Source organism: Pseudomonas sp. GD03862, assembly GCF_029840855.1.
Classification (GTDB): domain Bacteria; phylum Pseudomonadota; class Gammaproteobacteria; order Pseudomonadales; family Pseudomonadaceae; genus Aquipseudomonas; species Aquipseudomonas alloputida.
In genome coordinates this window covers 51,475-66,680 of the sequence record NZ_JAOCDI010000009.1, presented here as the reverse complement: position 1 = coordinate 66,680, position 15,206 = coordinate 51,475, and the positions used below count along the sequence as shown (strand labels likewise).

Annotated in this window: 13 protein-coding genes; 8 read left to right on the top strand and 5 right to left on the bottom strand. The window is 64.5% G+C overall.

Features of this window, described 5'->3' with window-relative positions; all coding sequences use genetic code 11:
- Positions 1–4: 4 nt before the first annotated feature.
- From N5D53_RS08590 to N5D53_RS08565, 6 genes are all read left to right on the top strand, one after another.
- Positions 5–1,000 carry a YCF48-related protein gene (locus N5D53_RS08590; protein ID WP_104887567.1) on the top strand — a complete coding sequence of 332 codons (996 nt, stop codon included), beginning with the start codon at positions 5–7 and terminating at the stop codon, positions 998–1,000.
- A gap of 15 nt (positions 1,001–1,015) precedes the next feature.
- Positions 1,016–3,481 carry an MMPL family transporter gene (locus N5D53_RS08585; protein WP_279840188.1) on the top strand — a complete coding sequence of 822 codons (2,466 nt, stop codon included), beginning with the start codon at positions 1,016–1,018 and terminating at the stop codon, positions 3,479–3,481.
- Complete coding sequence (locus N5D53_RS08580; protein WP_190869290.1) at positions 3,474–5,252, top strand: acyl-CoA dehydrogenase C-terminal domain-containing protein; 1,779 nt, start codon at positions 3,474–3,476, stop codon at positions 5,250–5,252. Before N5D53_RS08585 ends, N5D53_RS08580 begins: the two co-directional genes overlap by 8 nt.
- On the top strand, positions 5,252–6,904 hold the full coding sequence (locus N5D53_RS08575; RefSeq protein ID WP_104961785.1) for a fatty acid--CoA ligase: 1,653 nt from the start codon (positions 5,252–5,254) through the stop codon (positions 6,902–6,904). Before N5D53_RS08580 ends, N5D53_RS08575 begins: the two co-directional genes overlap by 1 nt.
- A gap of 206 nt (positions 6,905–7,110) precedes the next feature.
- Positions 7,111–7,911 (top strand): lipopolysaccharide biosynthesis protein, encoded by an 801-nt coding sequence (locus N5D53_RS08570; RefSeq protein WP_190869289.1) that lies wholly within the window; start codon positions 7,111–7,113, stop codon positions 7,909–7,911.
- A gap of 70 nt (positions 7,912–7,981) precedes the next feature.
- Positions 7,982–8,482 (top strand): methylated-DNA--[protein]-cysteine S-methyltransferase, encoded by a 501-nt coding sequence (locus N5D53_RS08565; RefSeq protein ID WP_004576657.1) that lies wholly within the window; start codon positions 7,982–7,984, stop codon positions 8,480–8,482.
- Between the two features lie 4 nt (positions 8,483–8,486).
- On the opposite strand, the gene N5D53_RS08560 is transcribed toward N5D53_RS08565, so the two are convergent.
- Together N5D53_RS08560 and N5D53_RS08555 are read right to left on the bottom strand one after the other, a co-directional pair.
- Entirely contained in the window at positions 8,487–8,729 is a 243-nt protein-coding gene (locus tag N5D53_RS08560) for a hypothetical protein (protein ID WP_010953917.1), read from the bottom strand.
- Positions 8,726–9,469: a carbon-nitrogen hydrolase family protein gene (locus tag N5D53_RS08555; RefSeq protein ID WP_104961783.1), complete on the bottom strand. Its 744-nt coding sequence runs from the start codon at positions 9,467–9,469 to the stop codon at positions 8,726–8,728. Before N5D53_RS08555 ends, N5D53_RS08560 begins: the two co-directional genes overlap by 4 nt.
- 215 nt (positions 9,470–9,684) lie before the next feature.
- Here N5D53_RS08555 and N5D53_RS08550 point away from each other — a divergent pair, with 215 nt between their 5' ends.
- On the top strand, positions 9,685–10,410 hold the full coding sequence (locus N5D53_RS08550) for a serine/threonine protein phosphatase (protein WP_104961782.1): 726 nt from the start codon (positions 9,685–9,687) through the stop codon (positions 10,408–10,410).
- Here the strand turns inward: N5D53_RS08550 and N5D53_RS08545 are convergent.
- Both N5D53_RS08545 and N5D53_RS08540 read right to left on the bottom strand, forming a co-directional pair.
- Positions 10,358–10,972 carry a LysE family translocator gene (locus N5D53_RS08545; RefSeq protein ID WP_020192416.1) on the bottom strand — a complete coding sequence of 205 codons (615 nt, stop codon included), beginning with the start codon at positions 10,970–10,972 and terminating at the stop codon, positions 10,358–10,360. The two genes, N5D53_RS08550 and N5D53_RS08545, sit on opposite strands and share 53 nt — an antisense overlap.
- 83 nt (positions 10,973–11,055) lie before the next feature.
- Complete coding sequence (locus N5D53_RS08540) at positions 11,056–11,865, bottom strand: AraC family transcriptional regulator (RefSeq protein WP_104961781.1); 810 nt, start codon at positions 11,863–11,865, stop codon at positions 11,056–11,058.
- A 131-nt stretch (positions 11,866–11,996) separates the two neighbouring features.
- Between N5D53_RS08540 and N5D53_RS08535 the strand changes: the two genes are divergently transcribed.
- Complete coding sequence (locus N5D53_RS08535; protein WP_003248288.1) at positions 11,997–12,620, top strand: LysE family translocator; 624 nt, start codon at positions 11,997–11,999, stop codon at positions 12,618–12,620.
- Here the strand turns inward: N5D53_RS08535 and N5D53_RS08530 are convergent.
- A complete protein-coding gene (locus N5D53_RS08530; protein ID WP_104961780.1) occupies positions 12,617–15,094 on the bottom strand; it encodes an autotransporter outer membrane beta-barrel domain-containing protein in 2,478 nt (825 codons plus the stop codon). The two genes, N5D53_RS08535 and N5D53_RS08530, sit on opposite strands and share 4 nt — an antisense overlap.
- Positions 15,095–15,206: the final 112 nt, after the last annotated feature.

The following is a 15,206-nucleotide window of genomic DNA, read 5'->3' as shown; positions in this document are numbered from 1 at the left end:
TCCAATGCCTGTCTTCAAACGATGCAGCGTGGTGATGCTGGCCCTGGTTGCGCTGCATGGCGCGGCCCAGGCAGCGCCATTCACCGATGTGCTGGATGTGCCCGCCATGCCCAGCGCCCTTGCCAGCAGCAGCGCCCTGCGTGATGTGACCTTGGCCGGGCAACGCCTGGTCGTGGTCGGTCCGCGCGGGCACATCCTGTATTCCGATGACCACGGCGCGCACTGGCAGCAAGCCCAGGTGCCGGTCAGCGCCGACCTGAATGCAGTGAGCTTCGCCACGCCCGAGCTGGGCTGGGCGGTGGGCCATGACGGTGTGGTCCTGCACAGCCGTGACGGTGGCATGCACTGGCAAAAACAGCTGGACGGCCGGGTACTGGCCGAACAGCTGCCAGGCGCGGGCACCGACAATGCCTTGCTCGACGTGTGGTTCAGCGATACCCGCACGGGTTACGCGGTGGGGGTGTTCAACCTGCTGCTTCGCACCACGGATGGCGGCAAGCACTGGCAGCCGTGGCTCGACCACAGCGACAACCCGCAAGGCCTGCACCTGACCAGCCTGGCCGCGGTGGGCGACGAGCTGTTCATCACGGGCGAGCAGGGCCTGTTGCTGAAGTGGGACGGCAAGCGCTTCGCTCGCGTTGGCACACCCTACGCCGGCACCCTGTTCGGTGCCGTCGGCAAGCCCGGCGTGCTGCTGATATACGGCCTGCGCGGCCACGTCTATCGCAGTACCGATGGCGGCCAGCAGTGGCAACTGATCGACACAGGGATCAACACCAGCCTCACCGCCGCCGGTATCGACCCTGATGGGCAGCTGTGGCTTGCCAGCCAGGCCGGTGACCTGCTGCTCAGCCGTGATGACGGCGCCAGCTTCAGCCCGGTAGCCCACAGCCCCCGCAGCCCAGTCACCGCACTCGTCAGCGATGCCGGTAACGGCCTGGTGCTGGTGGGCGAGCGTGGCGTGCGCAACCAGGCCGGTAACCCCACGCAGCACCCCTGACAAGAGAAGACCCTGATGGCCGCTACCCGCCAAGATACGCTTCCGGTAATCCGCAACCTCGCCGATTTCGACCCACGCTCGGGCAATTGCCTGGAACGCCTGGTGTTCAACCATCGCTGGCCATTTCTTCTGTGCATGCTGCTGGCAACCTTGGTGCTGGGCTTCATGGCGGCGACGCGCCTGGAGCTGCGCCCCAGCTTTGACAAGATGCTGCCGCAGAGCCACCCCTACATACAGAACTACCTGGAAAACCGCGCTTCGCTGCGCGGATTGGGCAATGCGGTCCGGGTGGTGGTAGAGAACACCCACGGCGATATCTTTGACCCGGGTTACCTGCAGACCCTGCGCCATATCAACGACGAACTGTTCCTCAGCCAAGGCGTGGACCGGGCATGGGTGAAGTCCTTGTGGAGCCCGGCGGTGCGATGGACCGAGGTAACCGAGGAGGGTTTCCAGGGCGGCCCGGTCATGCCTGACGGGTATCAAGGCGCAGCCGGTGATATCGAACAGCTAAGGCAGAACATCGAGCGTGCCAACATCGTCGGCAGCCTGGTAGCGCGCGACTTCAAGTCGAGCATGCTGGTGGTGCCGCTGCTGGACCAGGACTCAGCCACCGGCAAAGGCCTGGACTACCATGCCTTTTCGCAAAAGCTCGAACAGTTGCGCAGTCAGTACCAGGCCAGCGGCCAGTACCGCATTCATGTGATCGGCTTCGCCAAGCTGATGGGTGACCTGATCGACGGCCTGATCCAGGTGATGGCGTTCTTTGCGCTGGCTGTGCTGACCAGCCTGGTGATCATCTACTGCTATACCCGCTGTGTGCGCAGCACCTTGCTGGTGGTGGTGTGTTCGCTGACTGCGGTGGTATGGCAGCTGGGTATCGTCGCCTGGCTGGGCTATGCCATCGACCCGTATTCGATCCTGGTGCCGTTCCTGATCTTTGCCATCGGCGTGTCGCACGCGGCGCAGAAGATGAACGGCATCCTTCAGGACATAGGCCGCGGTACGCACCGGCAGATTGCCGCCCGCTATACCTTCCGCCGCCTGTTCGTGGCCGGGGTCACCGCACTGCTGGCCGATGCCGTGGGCTTTGCGGTGCTGATGCTGATCGATATTCCGGTGATTCAGGACCTGGCAATCACCGCCAGCATTGGTGTGGCAGTGCTGATTTTTACCTCGTTGCTGTTGATGCCGGTGGCGCTGTCCTATGTCGGTGTGGGCCGCAAGGCTGCCGAGCGAGCGCTACGTATCGATGCTCGCGCGGATCAGCACCGTGGCTTCGGCCGGCTGTGGGCGCTGCTTGACCGATTCACCGAACGCAAGTGGGCCAGTGCTGCACTGCTGGCTGCCCTGGCGTTGGCCGCCCTAGGCACCTGGGGTAGCCTCCAGCTGAAGATCGGCGACCTCGACAGTGGCGCCCCCGAGCTGCGTGCGGACTCGCGCTACAACCTCGACAACGCTTACATCACCCAGCACTACGCACTGTCCAGCGATACCTTCGCGGTCATGGTCAAGACGGCCCCCGAAGGCTGCCTGCAATACCAGACACTGATCCTCGCCGACCGCCTGGCCTGGGAGCTGCAGCAACTGCCGGGTGTGCAGACCACCGTGTCGCTGGCAAACGCGGTGCGCCAGATCACTGCGGGTACCTACGAAGGCAACGCGCGCCTCAACAGCCTGCAGCGCAACCAGGACGTGCTCAACTACGCCGCCCAGCAAGCCTCGGTCAACGCCCCGGAGCTGTTCAACAACGACTGTTCGCTGATGCCGGTGATCGCCTACCTCAAGGACCACCGCGCCGACACGCTGGCCCAGGTGGCTGTAGCGGCTGAGCGTTTCGCCCAGGCCAACAGCAGTGCTGACCACCAGTTCCTGCTGGCCGCCGGCAGCGCCGGCATCGAGGCCGCCACCAACGAGGTGGTGCGCGAGGCCAACCACCGCATGCTGTTGCTGGTGTACCTGGCGGTGACCCTGTTCTGCCTGGTCACCTTCCGCAGCTGGCGAGCGACGCTGGTGGCAGTCCTGCCGCTGATGCTTACCTCGGTGCTGTGCGAGGCGTTGATGGTGGCCATGGGCATCGGCGTCAAGGTCGCCACCTTGCCGGTGATCGCCCTGGGGGTGGGCATTGGCGTGGACTACGCGCTGTACCTGCTCAGCGTGCAGTTGCACTACCAGCGCGCCGGCCTGAGCCTGGCCCACGCCTACCAGAAAGCCCTGGCCTTCACCGGTCGGGTGGTGGGGCTGGTCGGTATCACCTTGGCCGCTGGCGTAGCCGGCTGGGCCTGGTCGCCAATCAAGTTCCAGGCCGACATGGGCCTGCTGCTGACCTTCATGTTCCTGTGGAACATGCTCGGCGCGCTGGTGCTGATACCCGCGTTGTCGCACTTCCTCCTGCGCGGCCAGGGCGCCTCGGCAGCTGCCGAGGCCCAGGCGCCGGCGCTTTCGCAAACCCAAGAAACCGAGTGCTCGCCTCATGTCTGATTACCTTGCGCCACTGCGCGACATGGATTTTCTGTTCAACGAAGTGTTCGACATCCCGACCTGGTGGGCGCAAACGCCCATACTGGCCGAGGTGGTCGATGGTGACACTGCCCGGGCCATACTCGAGCAGGCCGGCAAGCTGATTGCCGAGCGAGTGGCGCCGCTCAACCGCAGTGGCGACGAGCAGGGCTGCCGCTGGGAGGCTGGCCAGGTACGCACGCCCGACGGTTTCGCCGATGCCTACCGGGCATTTGCCGCTGACGGCTGGGTCGGTGTGGCCGGGGACCCGGCCTACGGCGGCATGGGCATGCCGAAGGTGATCGGCGCCCAACTCGAAGAGATGCTCAATGCCGCCAACCTGTCGTTTGGCCTGTACCCGATGCTGACCGCCGGGGCCTGCCTGGCACTGCTCAACCATGCCAGTGAGGCTTTGCAGGCGCTGTACCTGCCACCCATGTACCAAGGGCGTTGGGCCGGTTCGATGTGCCTGACCGAGCCCCACGCCGGCACCGACCTGGGCCTGATCCGCACCCGGGCACAACCCCTCGCCGACGGCGGCTACCGCATCAGCGGCACCAAGGTCTTCATCACTGGCGGCGAGCAGGACCTGACCGAGAACATCATCCACCTGGTGCTGGCGCGGCTACCGGATGCACCGGCCGGCCCCAAAGGCATCTCGCTGTTCCTGGTGCCCAAGGTGCTGGTCGACGCCGACGGCGTGCTTGGCGAGGCCAACGCAGTGAGCTGCGGCTCGATCGAGCACAAGATGGGCATCAAGGCCTCGGCCACCTGCGTGATGAACTTCGACGGCGCCATCGGCTACCTGGTCGGCGAGCCGAACAAGGGCCTCAATGCCATGTTCACCATGATGAACTACGAGCGCCTGGGCGTTGGTATCCAGGGGTTGGCGCTGGGCGAGCGGTCTTATCAGGGAGCCATCGCCTATGCCCGTGATCGTCTGCAAGGCCGCGCGCCGTCGGGTGTTGAAGCGCCGTCGCAGTATGCCGACCCGATCATCGTCCACCCGGACGTACGCCGCATGCTACTGACCATGAAAGCGCTGAACGAGGGCGGGCGGGCATTTTCCACCTACGTGGCGTTGCAGTTGGACATGGCCAAATACAGCGACGACCCGGCTACACGCGCCAATGCCGAGGCCAAGGTGGCGTTGCTTACGCCGGTCGCCAAAGCCTTCCTCACCGACATGGGACTGGAGACTACCCTGCACGGCCAGCAGGTGCTGGGTGGTCACGGCTATATCCGCGAGTGGGGCCAGGAGCAGTTGATTCGTGACTGCCGCATTACCCAGATCTACGAAGGCACCAATGGCATCCAGGCGCTCGACCTGGTAGGGCGCAAGCTATTTGGTGATGGCGGCAAGGCCTACCGTGGCCTATCTGACGAAATCGTCAGCTTTGCCCAGGCGCTGCCAGTGGCGCACGCCGAGTTCAGTGCGCCACTGCTGGCTGCCGTGCACAACCTTGACGAACTGAGTGCCTGGCTGCTCGACCGCAGCCAAGGCAACCCGCGCGAGCTTGGCGCGGCGGCGGTGGAGTACCTGCACGTGTTTGGCTACACCTTCTACGCCTACCTGTGGGCGCGTATGGCCGTGGTGTGCCAGGGCCAGGCGGTACCTGAGCCGTTCCACCTCAGCAAGCTCGGTACCGCGCGCTTCTACTTTGCACGCCTGCTACCACGCATCCACTCGCTCAGCGCCAGTGTCAGGGCCGGCAGCGATAGCCTGTACCTGCTCGAGGCCGAGCAACTGTGATGGCCGCCAACATGCTCACCACTCGCGTCATGCCCCGGGCCGAGCAGGCCTATGCGTATCCGTTGCTGATCAAACGCCTGCTGCTGTCGGGTGTGCGCTACCAGCCCAACCAGGAAATCGTCTACGCCGACAAGCTGCGCTACACCTACACCACGTTGCTGGAACGCATCCAACGGCTGGCCAACGTGCTGACCACGGCCGGGGTCAAGCCTGGCGACACGGTGGCATTGCTCGACTGGGACAGCCACCGGGCACTGGAATGTTTCTTTGCCGTACCAATGCTGGGCGCGGTGTTGCATACGGTGAACGTGCGGCTGTCCAGCGAGCAGGTGCGCTACACCATGAACCACGCCGAGGATCGGTGGGTACTGGTGCATGACGACTTCCTGCCATTGATGCAGCAGCTATGCGCCGACCTGCCGGCAGTCGAGGGCATCATCCGCCTCAGCGACGGCGATGCTGCCGCGCAGACAGTGCCTTTGCTGGGCGAATACGAAGCCATGCTGGCGGCTGCAGCGCCACAGTTCGAATTTGCCGACTTCGACGAAAACTCGCTGGCCACACTGTTCTACACCAGCGGTACCACCGGCAACCCCAAGGGTGTGTACTTCAGCCACCGGCAACTGGTGCTGCATACCCTGGTCGAGCAGGGCACCTTGGCCGCGTGTGGCGAGGTAGCGCTGCTGCGCACCGGCGATGTGTACATGCCGATCACGCCCATGTTCCACGTGCATGCCTGGGGCGTGCCCTATGTGGCCACGGCGCTGGGCATCAAGCAGGTCTACCCCGGGCGCTACGAGCCCAACCGCCTGGTGCGCCTGTTCCATGACGAGGGGGTGACGTTCTCCCATTGCGTGCCGACGGTGCTGCAGATGATGCTCGACAGCGAGCAAGGGCGCTGCACCGACCTGACCGGCTGGAAGATGCTGCTGGGCGGCAGCGCCCTGACGCTGAGCCTGGCCCAGCGTGCCAGCGGGCGCGGCATCAGTGTGCATTGTGGCTACGGCATGTCGGAAAGCTGCCCGCTGCTCAGCATCACCCACCTGAGCACCGACTTGCTGGCACAGCCCATGGCGCAGCAACTGCCGCTGCGCATCGATGCCGGTGTGCCGATTGCCTTGGTGGACCTGCGTATCGTCGATAGCGAGGGCAGGGAAGTACCGCACGATGGCGCAAGCCTGGGCGAAATCGTGGTGCGCGCGCCTTGGCTGACCCAGGGTTACCTGCACGAACCGGAGCAAGGCGCGGCGCTGTGGCTGGGGGGCTGGATGCACACCGGTGACCTGGCCTGTATCGACTCGCTGGGCGTGGTGCGCATCCGCGATCGCATCAAGGACGTGATCAAGACCGGTGGCGAGTGGGTCAGTTCGGTGGCGCTGGAAAACCTGATCAGCCAGCACCCGTCCGTCGCCTCGGTCGCGGTAATCGGTATTCCTGATCCACAGTGGGGGGAACAACCTTTGGCCTTGGTGGTCTGTCATGACGGTGTGCAGTTGGACCAGCCGGCATTGGCCAGGCACCTGCAGCCGTATGTTGACAGCGGGCACCTGGCCAAATGGGCGATACCGCGGCAGGTGCGGTGTGTGGACGAGATCCCCAAGACCAGTGTCGGCAAGATCGACAAGAAACGCATTCGCCAGACTGCAATATAGAAGTGGCTTGCGATGCCTGGGGGCGCCTTGCGCCCCATCTTGTTGCTGGCGGGGGCTTTGCCCGCGCGCTCAGCAGCCCCAAAACCCCGCCAAACAAGGGAATGGCGGTTGACTTGAGTTCACCCAGGTAAAGTTAGGTAAAAGCGGCCACGGCATATACACGGATCAGTATTGTGGTTTGTACTGTCCAGTTAAAGATGCCATTGATGAACACACTTCCGTCGCAGCCAAGCGCTGAACGCGGGGCGTTCTCCGGTTTCGAGGCGTGTCGCAATTCCCAGCAGGGCCCCGTGGTGATCCTTGCCTCCGGGGCTTCTGCCAAACATTTTCCGCTGGGCGAGTTTGCGCACTTGCCCATCATCGCCATGAACGGGTCGGTCGCCATGACCGCCGAACACGGCATCAAACCCTTCTTCTACGTGTGCACCGACAAAAGCTTTTGCCAGCAACAGCCGGCCTTGTTCGCCACTGCCGTGCGCGACAGCGAACGCCTGGCCCTGTGGCCTGAGCAGTATGCGCGTGCCGATGTGCCAGCCCACACCCAGTGTTATGCCTTGCACAAAGCCGACATGCCGAGCCTGCTGGACGGTTTGCGCGGCCATGGTGACAGTTGCGTGTGCAACCGGGCACTGTGGAGCAAACGCAGCCGCTCGATTGCCTTCAGTAAAGACATGGCCCATGGCTTTTTTGATGCCCGCACGGTGGCTTATGTGGCCTTGCAGTTGGCCTATCACCTGGGCTTCGAGGACGTGTTGCTGGTGGGGGTAGACCTCGACCAGAGCGTCGGGCGCTTTTACGAGGACGGCCAGGGCCCGTCTTCGCCGTGCGGACTCGACCAGCATTGGGACAGCCGCATCCTGCCGTCGTTGAAGCTGATGGCCAGGGAAGTGGTCAGCGAGCATTTCCACGTCTACAACCTGTCGGCAACATCACGCATTCCCGCTGAGCTGATACCCAAGGTCACGCTCAGCCAGGCGCGGCACATTGCTGGCTGCGCAGTTACCTGAGCAAGAAAGCGGGTGCATGAAAGACTGTGGATGCGTACAGTTGGGCGGTCGCAACTTGCAGGAGCCGGCTATGTCCAGCGCATTCACGATCATGCCATCGCCCGTCGGTATGCTGACCCTTGTGGCCCGTGGCAATTGCCTGGCAGCCGTATTGTGGGAAGAGGAGCGGGAAAACCGCGTACGCCTGGGCGCACTGCACCGGGACGACCAGTGCCCGGTATTGCGGGAAACCGCTCGCCAGCTGGGCGAGTACTTTGACGGCAAGCGCCAGCGTTTCGAGCTGGCGCTGGACTTTGCCGGTACTGAGTTCCAGCGCCAGGTGTGGGCCGCATTGCTGGCGATACCGTTCGGCGAAACCCGCAGCTACAGCGACATTGCCCGGCAGCTCGGCAACCCCAGGGCGGTACGCGCGGTTGGCGCTGCCAATGGCCGCAACCCGATTTCGATCATCGCTCCCTGTCACCGGGTAATCGGCGCGTCGGGCAGCCTGACCGGCTTTGCCGGTGGCCTGGCGGCCAAGCAGTATCTGTTGGCGCTGGAAGGGCGGCAAAGCCTGGCGCTGGACCTGTAAGGCGTCAACCGAACCCGCTGGCGATCAGGCAGGCCAGCACGGCCAGCACCGAACCGGCGATCAGGGTGTATTGCCGCCGGGCCTGACGTGCGCGGGGCCCGACCTCACGCAGGTACTCGCCGGGCGTAGGCGCATCGGGCCGATGGCGCAATCCCTCGGCCACATCGGCAAGTTGACCCTGAATCAGCAAACCGACCAGACAGTAGGTGCAGGCGTAACTCAGTAACGCTAGAAACAGATAGATCATGCAGGGTGCAGGTTCAAGGGCAGGGTGATCGCGCTGGCACTGCGGGTGTCGAGTACGATCAGCCCTTCACTGTGGTCATCCAGGCTGGCCAGCAAGTGCCCCTGGCTGTCCCATGCTGCAGAACCGCCGGCACCGATGAAGGTGTCGGCCGGCCCCACGCAGTTGGCCATCAATACCGGCATGCCCAGCTCGCGTGCCACCTCTGGGTAGTGCGCATATCCCTCGCGGATACCCTTGGCGGTTTTCGCAACGCTGACCAGGTACAGGTCGGCACCGCGCTCGCGGGCCACGGCGGCATGCGCCAGGAACATCGATTCGTAGCAGATCGCCGGTGCCACCCGGTGTTCACCCACCTCCAGCAGCAATGCCTGATCACCTGGGGTGAAGTAAGGCAGCTCATCATCATGCAAGCGCTGCTTGGCATAGGCCTGGCGCGGCGCCTCTGGGCAGAAGATGGGCATGCCGATGCGTATGCCGTCGGGCGTCGGCAATGGCAGGCCCACGGCAACCGTAATGCCCAAGCGGTCGCAGGCTGCCTGCAGCGGGTCCAGGCGCGCGGAGGTGACGGGCAGGGCGGCCTGTCGCGCCACACTCGGCTCATAGCCGGTCAGCGACAGCTCGGGGAACACCACCAGTTCGGCACCCAGGGCCGCAGCCTGCTCGATGCAAACCAGATGGCGCTGGAGGTTGCCTGGCAAATCGCCCTTGAGCGACGCCAGTTGTACGGCGCACAGTTTCATCAGAACCATTCCCTGGTGAAGATTGACGTGCCGAGCATACTATCGGCACCAACGCCTGTTCCAGTGAAGGGTTTTTCAGGAAGCCTGGGATGCGCAGCAAAACGCCCCCCCGACCTGCGCAGCCACGGTACCTTGTGCCATGCTGTCCAGTGACAGCGCCATGAGCACGGCCCGCATGAAGGCGGGCAGGGTGCTACCAGCGGAGGAACACTGTAATGGCACGGTTTCGGCGGATGATCGCCAATATCCGGGGACGGGATCTGGCCGTGGGCGATATCCATGGCCACTTCCAGCGCCTGCAACAATGCCTGGATGCGGTAGGTTTCGATCCGGCGGTGGACCGCCTGTTCAGCGTGGGTGACCTGGTCGACCGTGGGCCGCACAGCGAAGCCGCGCTGGAATGGCTGGCCCAGCCTTGGTTCCATGCCGTCCAGGGCAATCATGAGGCCTTGGCAATCACCCGCGTGCGCGGTGGGCGGCTCGACCTGGGCATGTACCGCGCCGCCGGGGGTGGTTGGTTCCTCGACTTGCCGCGGCGCGAGCAACTGCGTTTCGTGGAGCGTTTCGAGCAGTTGCCGATTGCCATGGAAGTGGAGAGTGCGGACGGGCTGGTAGGCCTGCTGCATGCAGACAGCCCGTTTGCCGACTGGACAGTCTTACGCTCCTGGCTGGAACTGGATGACGACCCTGACGTGCGCCAAGTGTGCCAGTGGTCACGTCGGCGCCTGAAAGAGGGGGACACCCAACCGGTGCAGGGCCTGCGAGCCCTGCTGGTCGGCCACACCCCGGTGTTGGAGGCCAAGCTGCTGGGCAATGTGTGGCACCTGGACACGGGGGGCTGGGCCAGCGGCCATTTCACCTTGGTCGACATGCGCACCTTGCAACGGGTCAGCCCCGAGCCAGATGCAGCAACAACGCCCCCGCCAACATCACCAGCATGACCCCCGAGGCCCGCTCCAGCCACGCCAGGCTGCTGGCGAAGCGCCGCAGTACCCGCTGGTTGCCGATGGCCACGGCAACCAGCAAGTCCCATAGCAGGACGATGCTGAACATCCATAGCGCGTAGGCTGTTTTCCAGCCGGGGCTGACGCTGGCGACCATGCTGGCCAGGCTGGCATAGAACAGTGCGTTCTTGGGGTTGAGGATGCCAGACAAGAAGCCCATGCCCAAACTGCGCCACCAGCCATGCACCCGCTGGCTGCCGGCGACTGTGCCCAGGCTGGTTTGCCCGGCATGGCGCAGGAACAGCACGCCGATGTACAGCAGGTAGCTGGCGCCGGCCAGTTGCAGGGCGCTGAACAGCAGGCTGCCCTGCTGCAGTACCGAAAGCCCGGTGAAGGCGATGACGATGAACGCGCCATTGGCCAGCGCTATGCCCAAACAGGCGCCGCTGGCGATGCGCCAGCCGCTGCTGATCGCGTTGCGTGCGACCAGGAAAAAGTCCGGGCCAGGTGAGAGCAGGGCAAGGAAGTGGGCCAGGGCGATGATCATGAATTGTTGCATTAGGGGCTGCTCTACGGAAAAAACCGCAGTCTGCTGCCGGGCCCGTTCTGGCGTATTGAACAATATTGCACCTGCAGCAGCCTTCAGTTTCCGCGGTACTGCCCCGGTGTAACCCCCACATGGGCCTTGAACACCCGCTGGAAATGGCTCTGGTCAGCAAAGCCAAGCTGGTAGGCCACTTCCGCCAGGGCCAGCCCTTCACTCAATAGCTGCCGCCCACGATTGACCCGGGCATTGAGCAGGTAGGCATGCGGCGTGAACCCGGTAGCCGCACGAAACGCGCGGATCAGCTGATAGCGCCCCAGCCCGGCCTCCCGCGCCAACACCTCCAGGCTCAATTGCGCAGGGTCCTGGTGTTCGATGCGTGCAAGCAACCCGTTCAAGGTGGCGGCTTGCAGGGCGGGGGCCGCTGCCAGCGGTGGGTGCGCGGAAAAGTCCAGGTCCCCCAGAAAGGCAATCAGCGCCGCATCTTTCTCGCCATTGCAGGCACTGGAAAACAGTAACCTGTTCAGCGCGCAGAACTGCCGATATACCTCGGCCTCCCTGCAGATGCGCACCGGTTCGCCAGCTTCGATTCCGCCAAGGCCCGACTCCAGGCGTAACTGCGTCAGCCAGTCGGCATCCACATGCAGCATCTGATAGCTCCACGCCAGGCCGGGGGCCGGGTTGCAGGCATGCACGCGGTGGGCCGGAACCAGTACCAGCGTGCCGGGCGCCAAGTGTTGCTGCCCGTCGGCAGCCCCGGTGAAATGGCTGCGGCCAGCATCCACCGCACCGATGGAAAACGTCGGGTGGCTGTGGGCCTTGTAGCAGGCCCGGCTGTGGCAGGCGCGCCGGCTCTCGACATGTGCCAGGGCCGGATCGCGCCACAGGGCGGCGTGGGAACGGGGCATTACAGGCTCCTCGGTATTGCCGGCAGGGTAGCAGGTACCGTGCACCCGTACAGTTTTTATCGCTGGCTGTTACTTGACCGCAGGACCCGGAACGCGCCGAAATAGAGGGCTGTTGTCAGAGGAAAACGAGAATGGACCTTTCAAGCCTGCTGCTTTTCATCCCCGCCTGCTTCGCCTTGAACATGGCGCCAGGGCCAAACAACCTGTTGTCGCTGCACAACGCCAGCCGTTACGGCCTGCGCACCGCCTGCGTGGCCGGCGCCGGCCGGATCCTTGCCTTCTGCGGCATGATTGCCCTGGCAGCGATGGGCCTGGCAGTGGTGTTGCATACCAGCGAATACCTGTTCCTGGCCATCAAGGTGGTGGGCGCGGCCTACCTGTTCTACATCGCCTGGCAACTGTGGCGCGCACCCGTGAGCGAGGCCGTGGTGGCAAGCGATCACCCAGGCGGCACTTGGCGCCTGGCGCGCCAGGAGTTCTGGGTGGCGGCCGGCAACCCCAAGGCCATCCTGATCTTTACCGCCTTCCTGCCGCAGTTCGTATCGGTCGGTAGCAGCACCCCGGTGAGTGAGCAGTTCCTTTGGCTGGGTGTGTTGTTCCTGCTGCTGGAATGGGCGGCCATCGCCATCTACTCAGGCCTGGGCGCCTACATGCAGCGTTGGTTCAGCCAGCCCGGCCCACGCCGGATGTTCAACCGGGTCAGCGCGTCCTTGCTGGGTTGCGCGGGCCTCGGTCTGCTGGCTGCGCGCCGCTAGAACTGCCAGCGCACGCCCAGGTTAACGCCGCTGGCTTCCTGCTGGCGGCTGTCCAGGTTGGCGGTGTACTGCACGCCGCCATGCAGGCTCAGCGCTTCGTTGACCTGCGCTACCACACCGCTTTCCAGTTGCACTGAGGTATAGCGGTAATCGGTCTTGATCCTGTCTGCGTCATCGAAGGTCAAGGTGTCGCGCCCACCGTCGCCGTGCCACAGGTTGACCTGCGCATAGGGCTGCAACAGGCGCCCGCTGCTCCCCGTGAACGCACCCTCCAGGCGCAGGCCCAGGCGGCCGGTCAGCTCGACCTGGGCGTCATGACTGATGCGCGAGACGCTGTCGCTGGCGCTGTCCAGCGCGACCTTTTGCGCAATCAGCTGAGCTTGCGGTTCCACGCGCCAGCGCTCGGACAGGGTGATGGGGTAGCCCAATTCCAGTGAAGCTGTCCAGGCGTGGCCGTCGAGGTTCAGCGTGTCGCCACGATCGGAGCGGGCGCGGCCATCCAGGCGGGTGTACTGCAACACCGCGTCCAGGTACGCGCCCTGTGGCCCGACCAGCGTCCAGTAGGTGCCCACGCTATCGCCATCGAGCTTCAGGTCGCCCACCCTGCGGTCGTGAACGGCCAGGGCAAACCCTTTGACGTCGGCGTCCAGGCGGCTATGGCTTACGTAGATACCGACATGCTGGCGGTAACCGTTCTCGCCAACCTTGGCATACAGGTCCTGGCCCACCTTGAAACCGTAGAGGTCGCCATCCAGGCTCGGGCTGACCGTGCCGCTCCATTGCTGGCGCAGCGTGCCGCTGTAGGCTTGCCCCCAGCTGGCTGGCAGGGCGCTTTCACCCTGCAGTAACAGCTGGTCGCCCTGGCGTTGGTGGAAGGTGCCCAATGCCTGACGGGCGATGATCGCGGCACCCCGTGGCGCGGCGGCATACACCGGGACCTCGGGGCGGTACAGCGGCAGGCTTTGGCCCTGCACCGGCGCAGGCAGCTCGGCCTGGCCGGGCGCTGGCGCAGCGACGGGCGGGGTGACGGCCGGGGCGATCACCGGCGGCTCGCCCGGTGCCGGCACAGGGGCTGGAGCGGGTGGCGCAACCAGCGTCGAGCGCAGGTACCAGCTGTTTTCACTGCCGGCAGTGACGCCCCCTTTGAACAGCCGATAGTCGTAGGCACCGGCCGACAGCCTTTGGGTCTGTACAAAGGCGGTGGCCGTGCTGGTGGCGCCGTCACGGGCTTCGACCACCTGGATGCCGTTCTGCGCTGTCGCCGCACCTGCGCCGTTGAGGTTGTTGATGAGCACCTGGGTAGAGCCGGCGATGGCGCCGCGGCTGACCACCAGGCGATCGGAAGCAGCGCCATCGCCGGCCAGCACGCTGTTCAGGCGCAGGGTGCCGTTGTTGCCGGTGTAATCGCCCTCGATGCGCAAGCGGCCCATGGCATCATTGCCGGCGGTGAGGTCAAGTGTGCCTGCGTTGCTGATTGCGGCGCGCTGGCCTGGGGCAAACGCAGTGATCACCCCTTGGCGTGAAGTGATGCTGCTGCTGGCGTCGAGGGTGAGGCTGCCCGTGCTGCTGTCACTGTCGCCCAGTACCAGCGTGTCATCCAGTGCCAGCCGGCTGCCGTTGTTCAGCGCCACGCGCTCCCAGTTCACATAGTGGGCACCGCCTGCCGGCTGGCTGGCATCGAACGTCAGGCTGTCGTTACCTTCGCCGCCGTCCAACGTGATACTCAGCACCTCGGGCGTAAGGCCTTTGAGCAGTGCCGTGTCATCACCTGGCCCGGCATCCACGCGCCCGCCAATACGGCCACCGTCCCAGGTGAAGCGGTCGCTGCCAGTGCTCAGCAACACATCGCCGCCAACCTGGCCACCGTGCACCAGCACCTGGTCGTCGCCACCGCTGACGCTGATGTTGCCGCCGATGTTGCCCTCGAAGACTTCGATGTAGTCCTTGTCGAAGGCCGCGATGACGTTCCGGTCGACGCTGCCGCCACGCATGATGAAGGTGTTCTCGTCCAGCCGCATGTTGACGTTGCCGATACGCCCGTCGTCCATTTCGGCATAGTCGCCGCTGTCGAACGTGCCCTTGATCCAGCCACCGGTCATGTGAAAGGTGTCCAGGCCATCACCCTGGTTGAGGTTGCCTTCGATGACGCCGCCGCTCATGGCGAAGTCATCGATGCCAGCGCCTTGGTTGACGTTTCCGCCGACGCTGCCAGAGGCCATGTCGATGCTGTCTCTGCCGGCGCCGAAGGTTACGTCGCCGGTGATGGCGCCGCTACCGGATGCCGGGAATACCAGGCGGTTATCACCGCTGGTGTCCACCAGCGAGGGCGCAGTGCCGCTGTCACAGGTGTAGGTGTCGTTACCCGGGCCGGGTGAGAAGGTACAAGCCGCGTGTGCAGCGGGCGAGGCCATCCCCAGCAGCGGGAGCGAACCCAGGGTCAGCATCAGGCGTAGACGCATCAGGAAATCCTCCATTCTCCAGGGAGACCTGCGCACCACGCGTGGTGCACAGGGTTACCGGGGTTGTATAGAGGAGTGCGTCACGACCACAACTGGCAAAAATGTCAGGTGGCAAAGGGCTAGCGCA

Bases quoted from the DNA above. Each gene is read 5' to 3' on its own strand.
- N5D53_RS08590 (WP_104887567.1), top strand. From the start codon at position 5: ATGCCTGTCTTCAAACGATGCAGCGTGGTGATGCTGGCCCTGGTTGCG.
- N5D53_RS08585 (WP_279840188.1), top strand. From the start codon at position 1,016: ATGGCCGCTACCCGCCAAGATACGCTTCCGGTAATCCGCAACCTCGCC.
- N5D53_RS08580 (WP_190869290.1), top strand. From the start codon at position 3,474: ATGTCTGATTACCTTGCGCCACTGCGCGACATGGATTTTCTGTTCAAC.
- N5D53_RS08575 (WP_104961785.1), top strand. From the start codon at position 5,252: ATGGCCGCCAACATGCTCACCACTCGCGTCATGCCCCGGGCCGAGCAG.
- N5D53_RS08570 (WP_190869289.1), top strand. From the start codon at position 7,111: ATGAACACACTTCCGTCGCAGCCAAGCGCTGAACGCGGGGCGTTCTCC.
- N5D53_RS08565 (WP_004576657.1), top strand. From the start codon at position 7,982: ATGTCCAGCGCATTCACGATCATGCCATCGCCCGTCGGTATGCTGACC.
- N5D53_RS08560 (WP_010953917.1), bottom strand. From the start codon at position 8,729: ATGATCTATCTGTTTCTAGCGTTACTGAGTTACGCCTGCACCTACTGT.
- N5D53_RS08555 (WP_104961783.1), bottom strand. From the start codon at position 9,469: ATGAAACTGTGCGCCGTACAACTGGCGTCGCTCAAGGGCGATTTGCCA.
- N5D53_RS08550 (WP_104961782.1), top strand. From the start codon at position 9,685: ATGGCACGGTTTCGGCGGATGATCGCCAATATCCGGGGACGGGATCTG.
- N5D53_RS08545 (WP_020192416.1), bottom strand. From the start codon at position 10,972: ATGCAACAATTCATGATCATCGCCCTGGCCCACTTCCTTGCCCTGCTC.
- N5D53_RS08540 (WP_104961781.1), bottom strand. From the start codon at position 11,865: ATGCCCCGTTCCCACGCCGCCCTGTGGCGCGATCCGGCCCTGGCACAT.
- N5D53_RS08535 (WP_003248288.1), top strand. From the start codon at position 11,997: ATGGACCTTTCAAGCCTGCTGCTTTTCATCCCCGCCTGCTTCGCCTTG.
- N5D53_RS08530 (WP_104961780.1), bottom strand. From the start codon at position 15,094: ATGGAGGATTTCCTGATGCGTCTACGCCTGATGCTGACCCTGGGTTCG.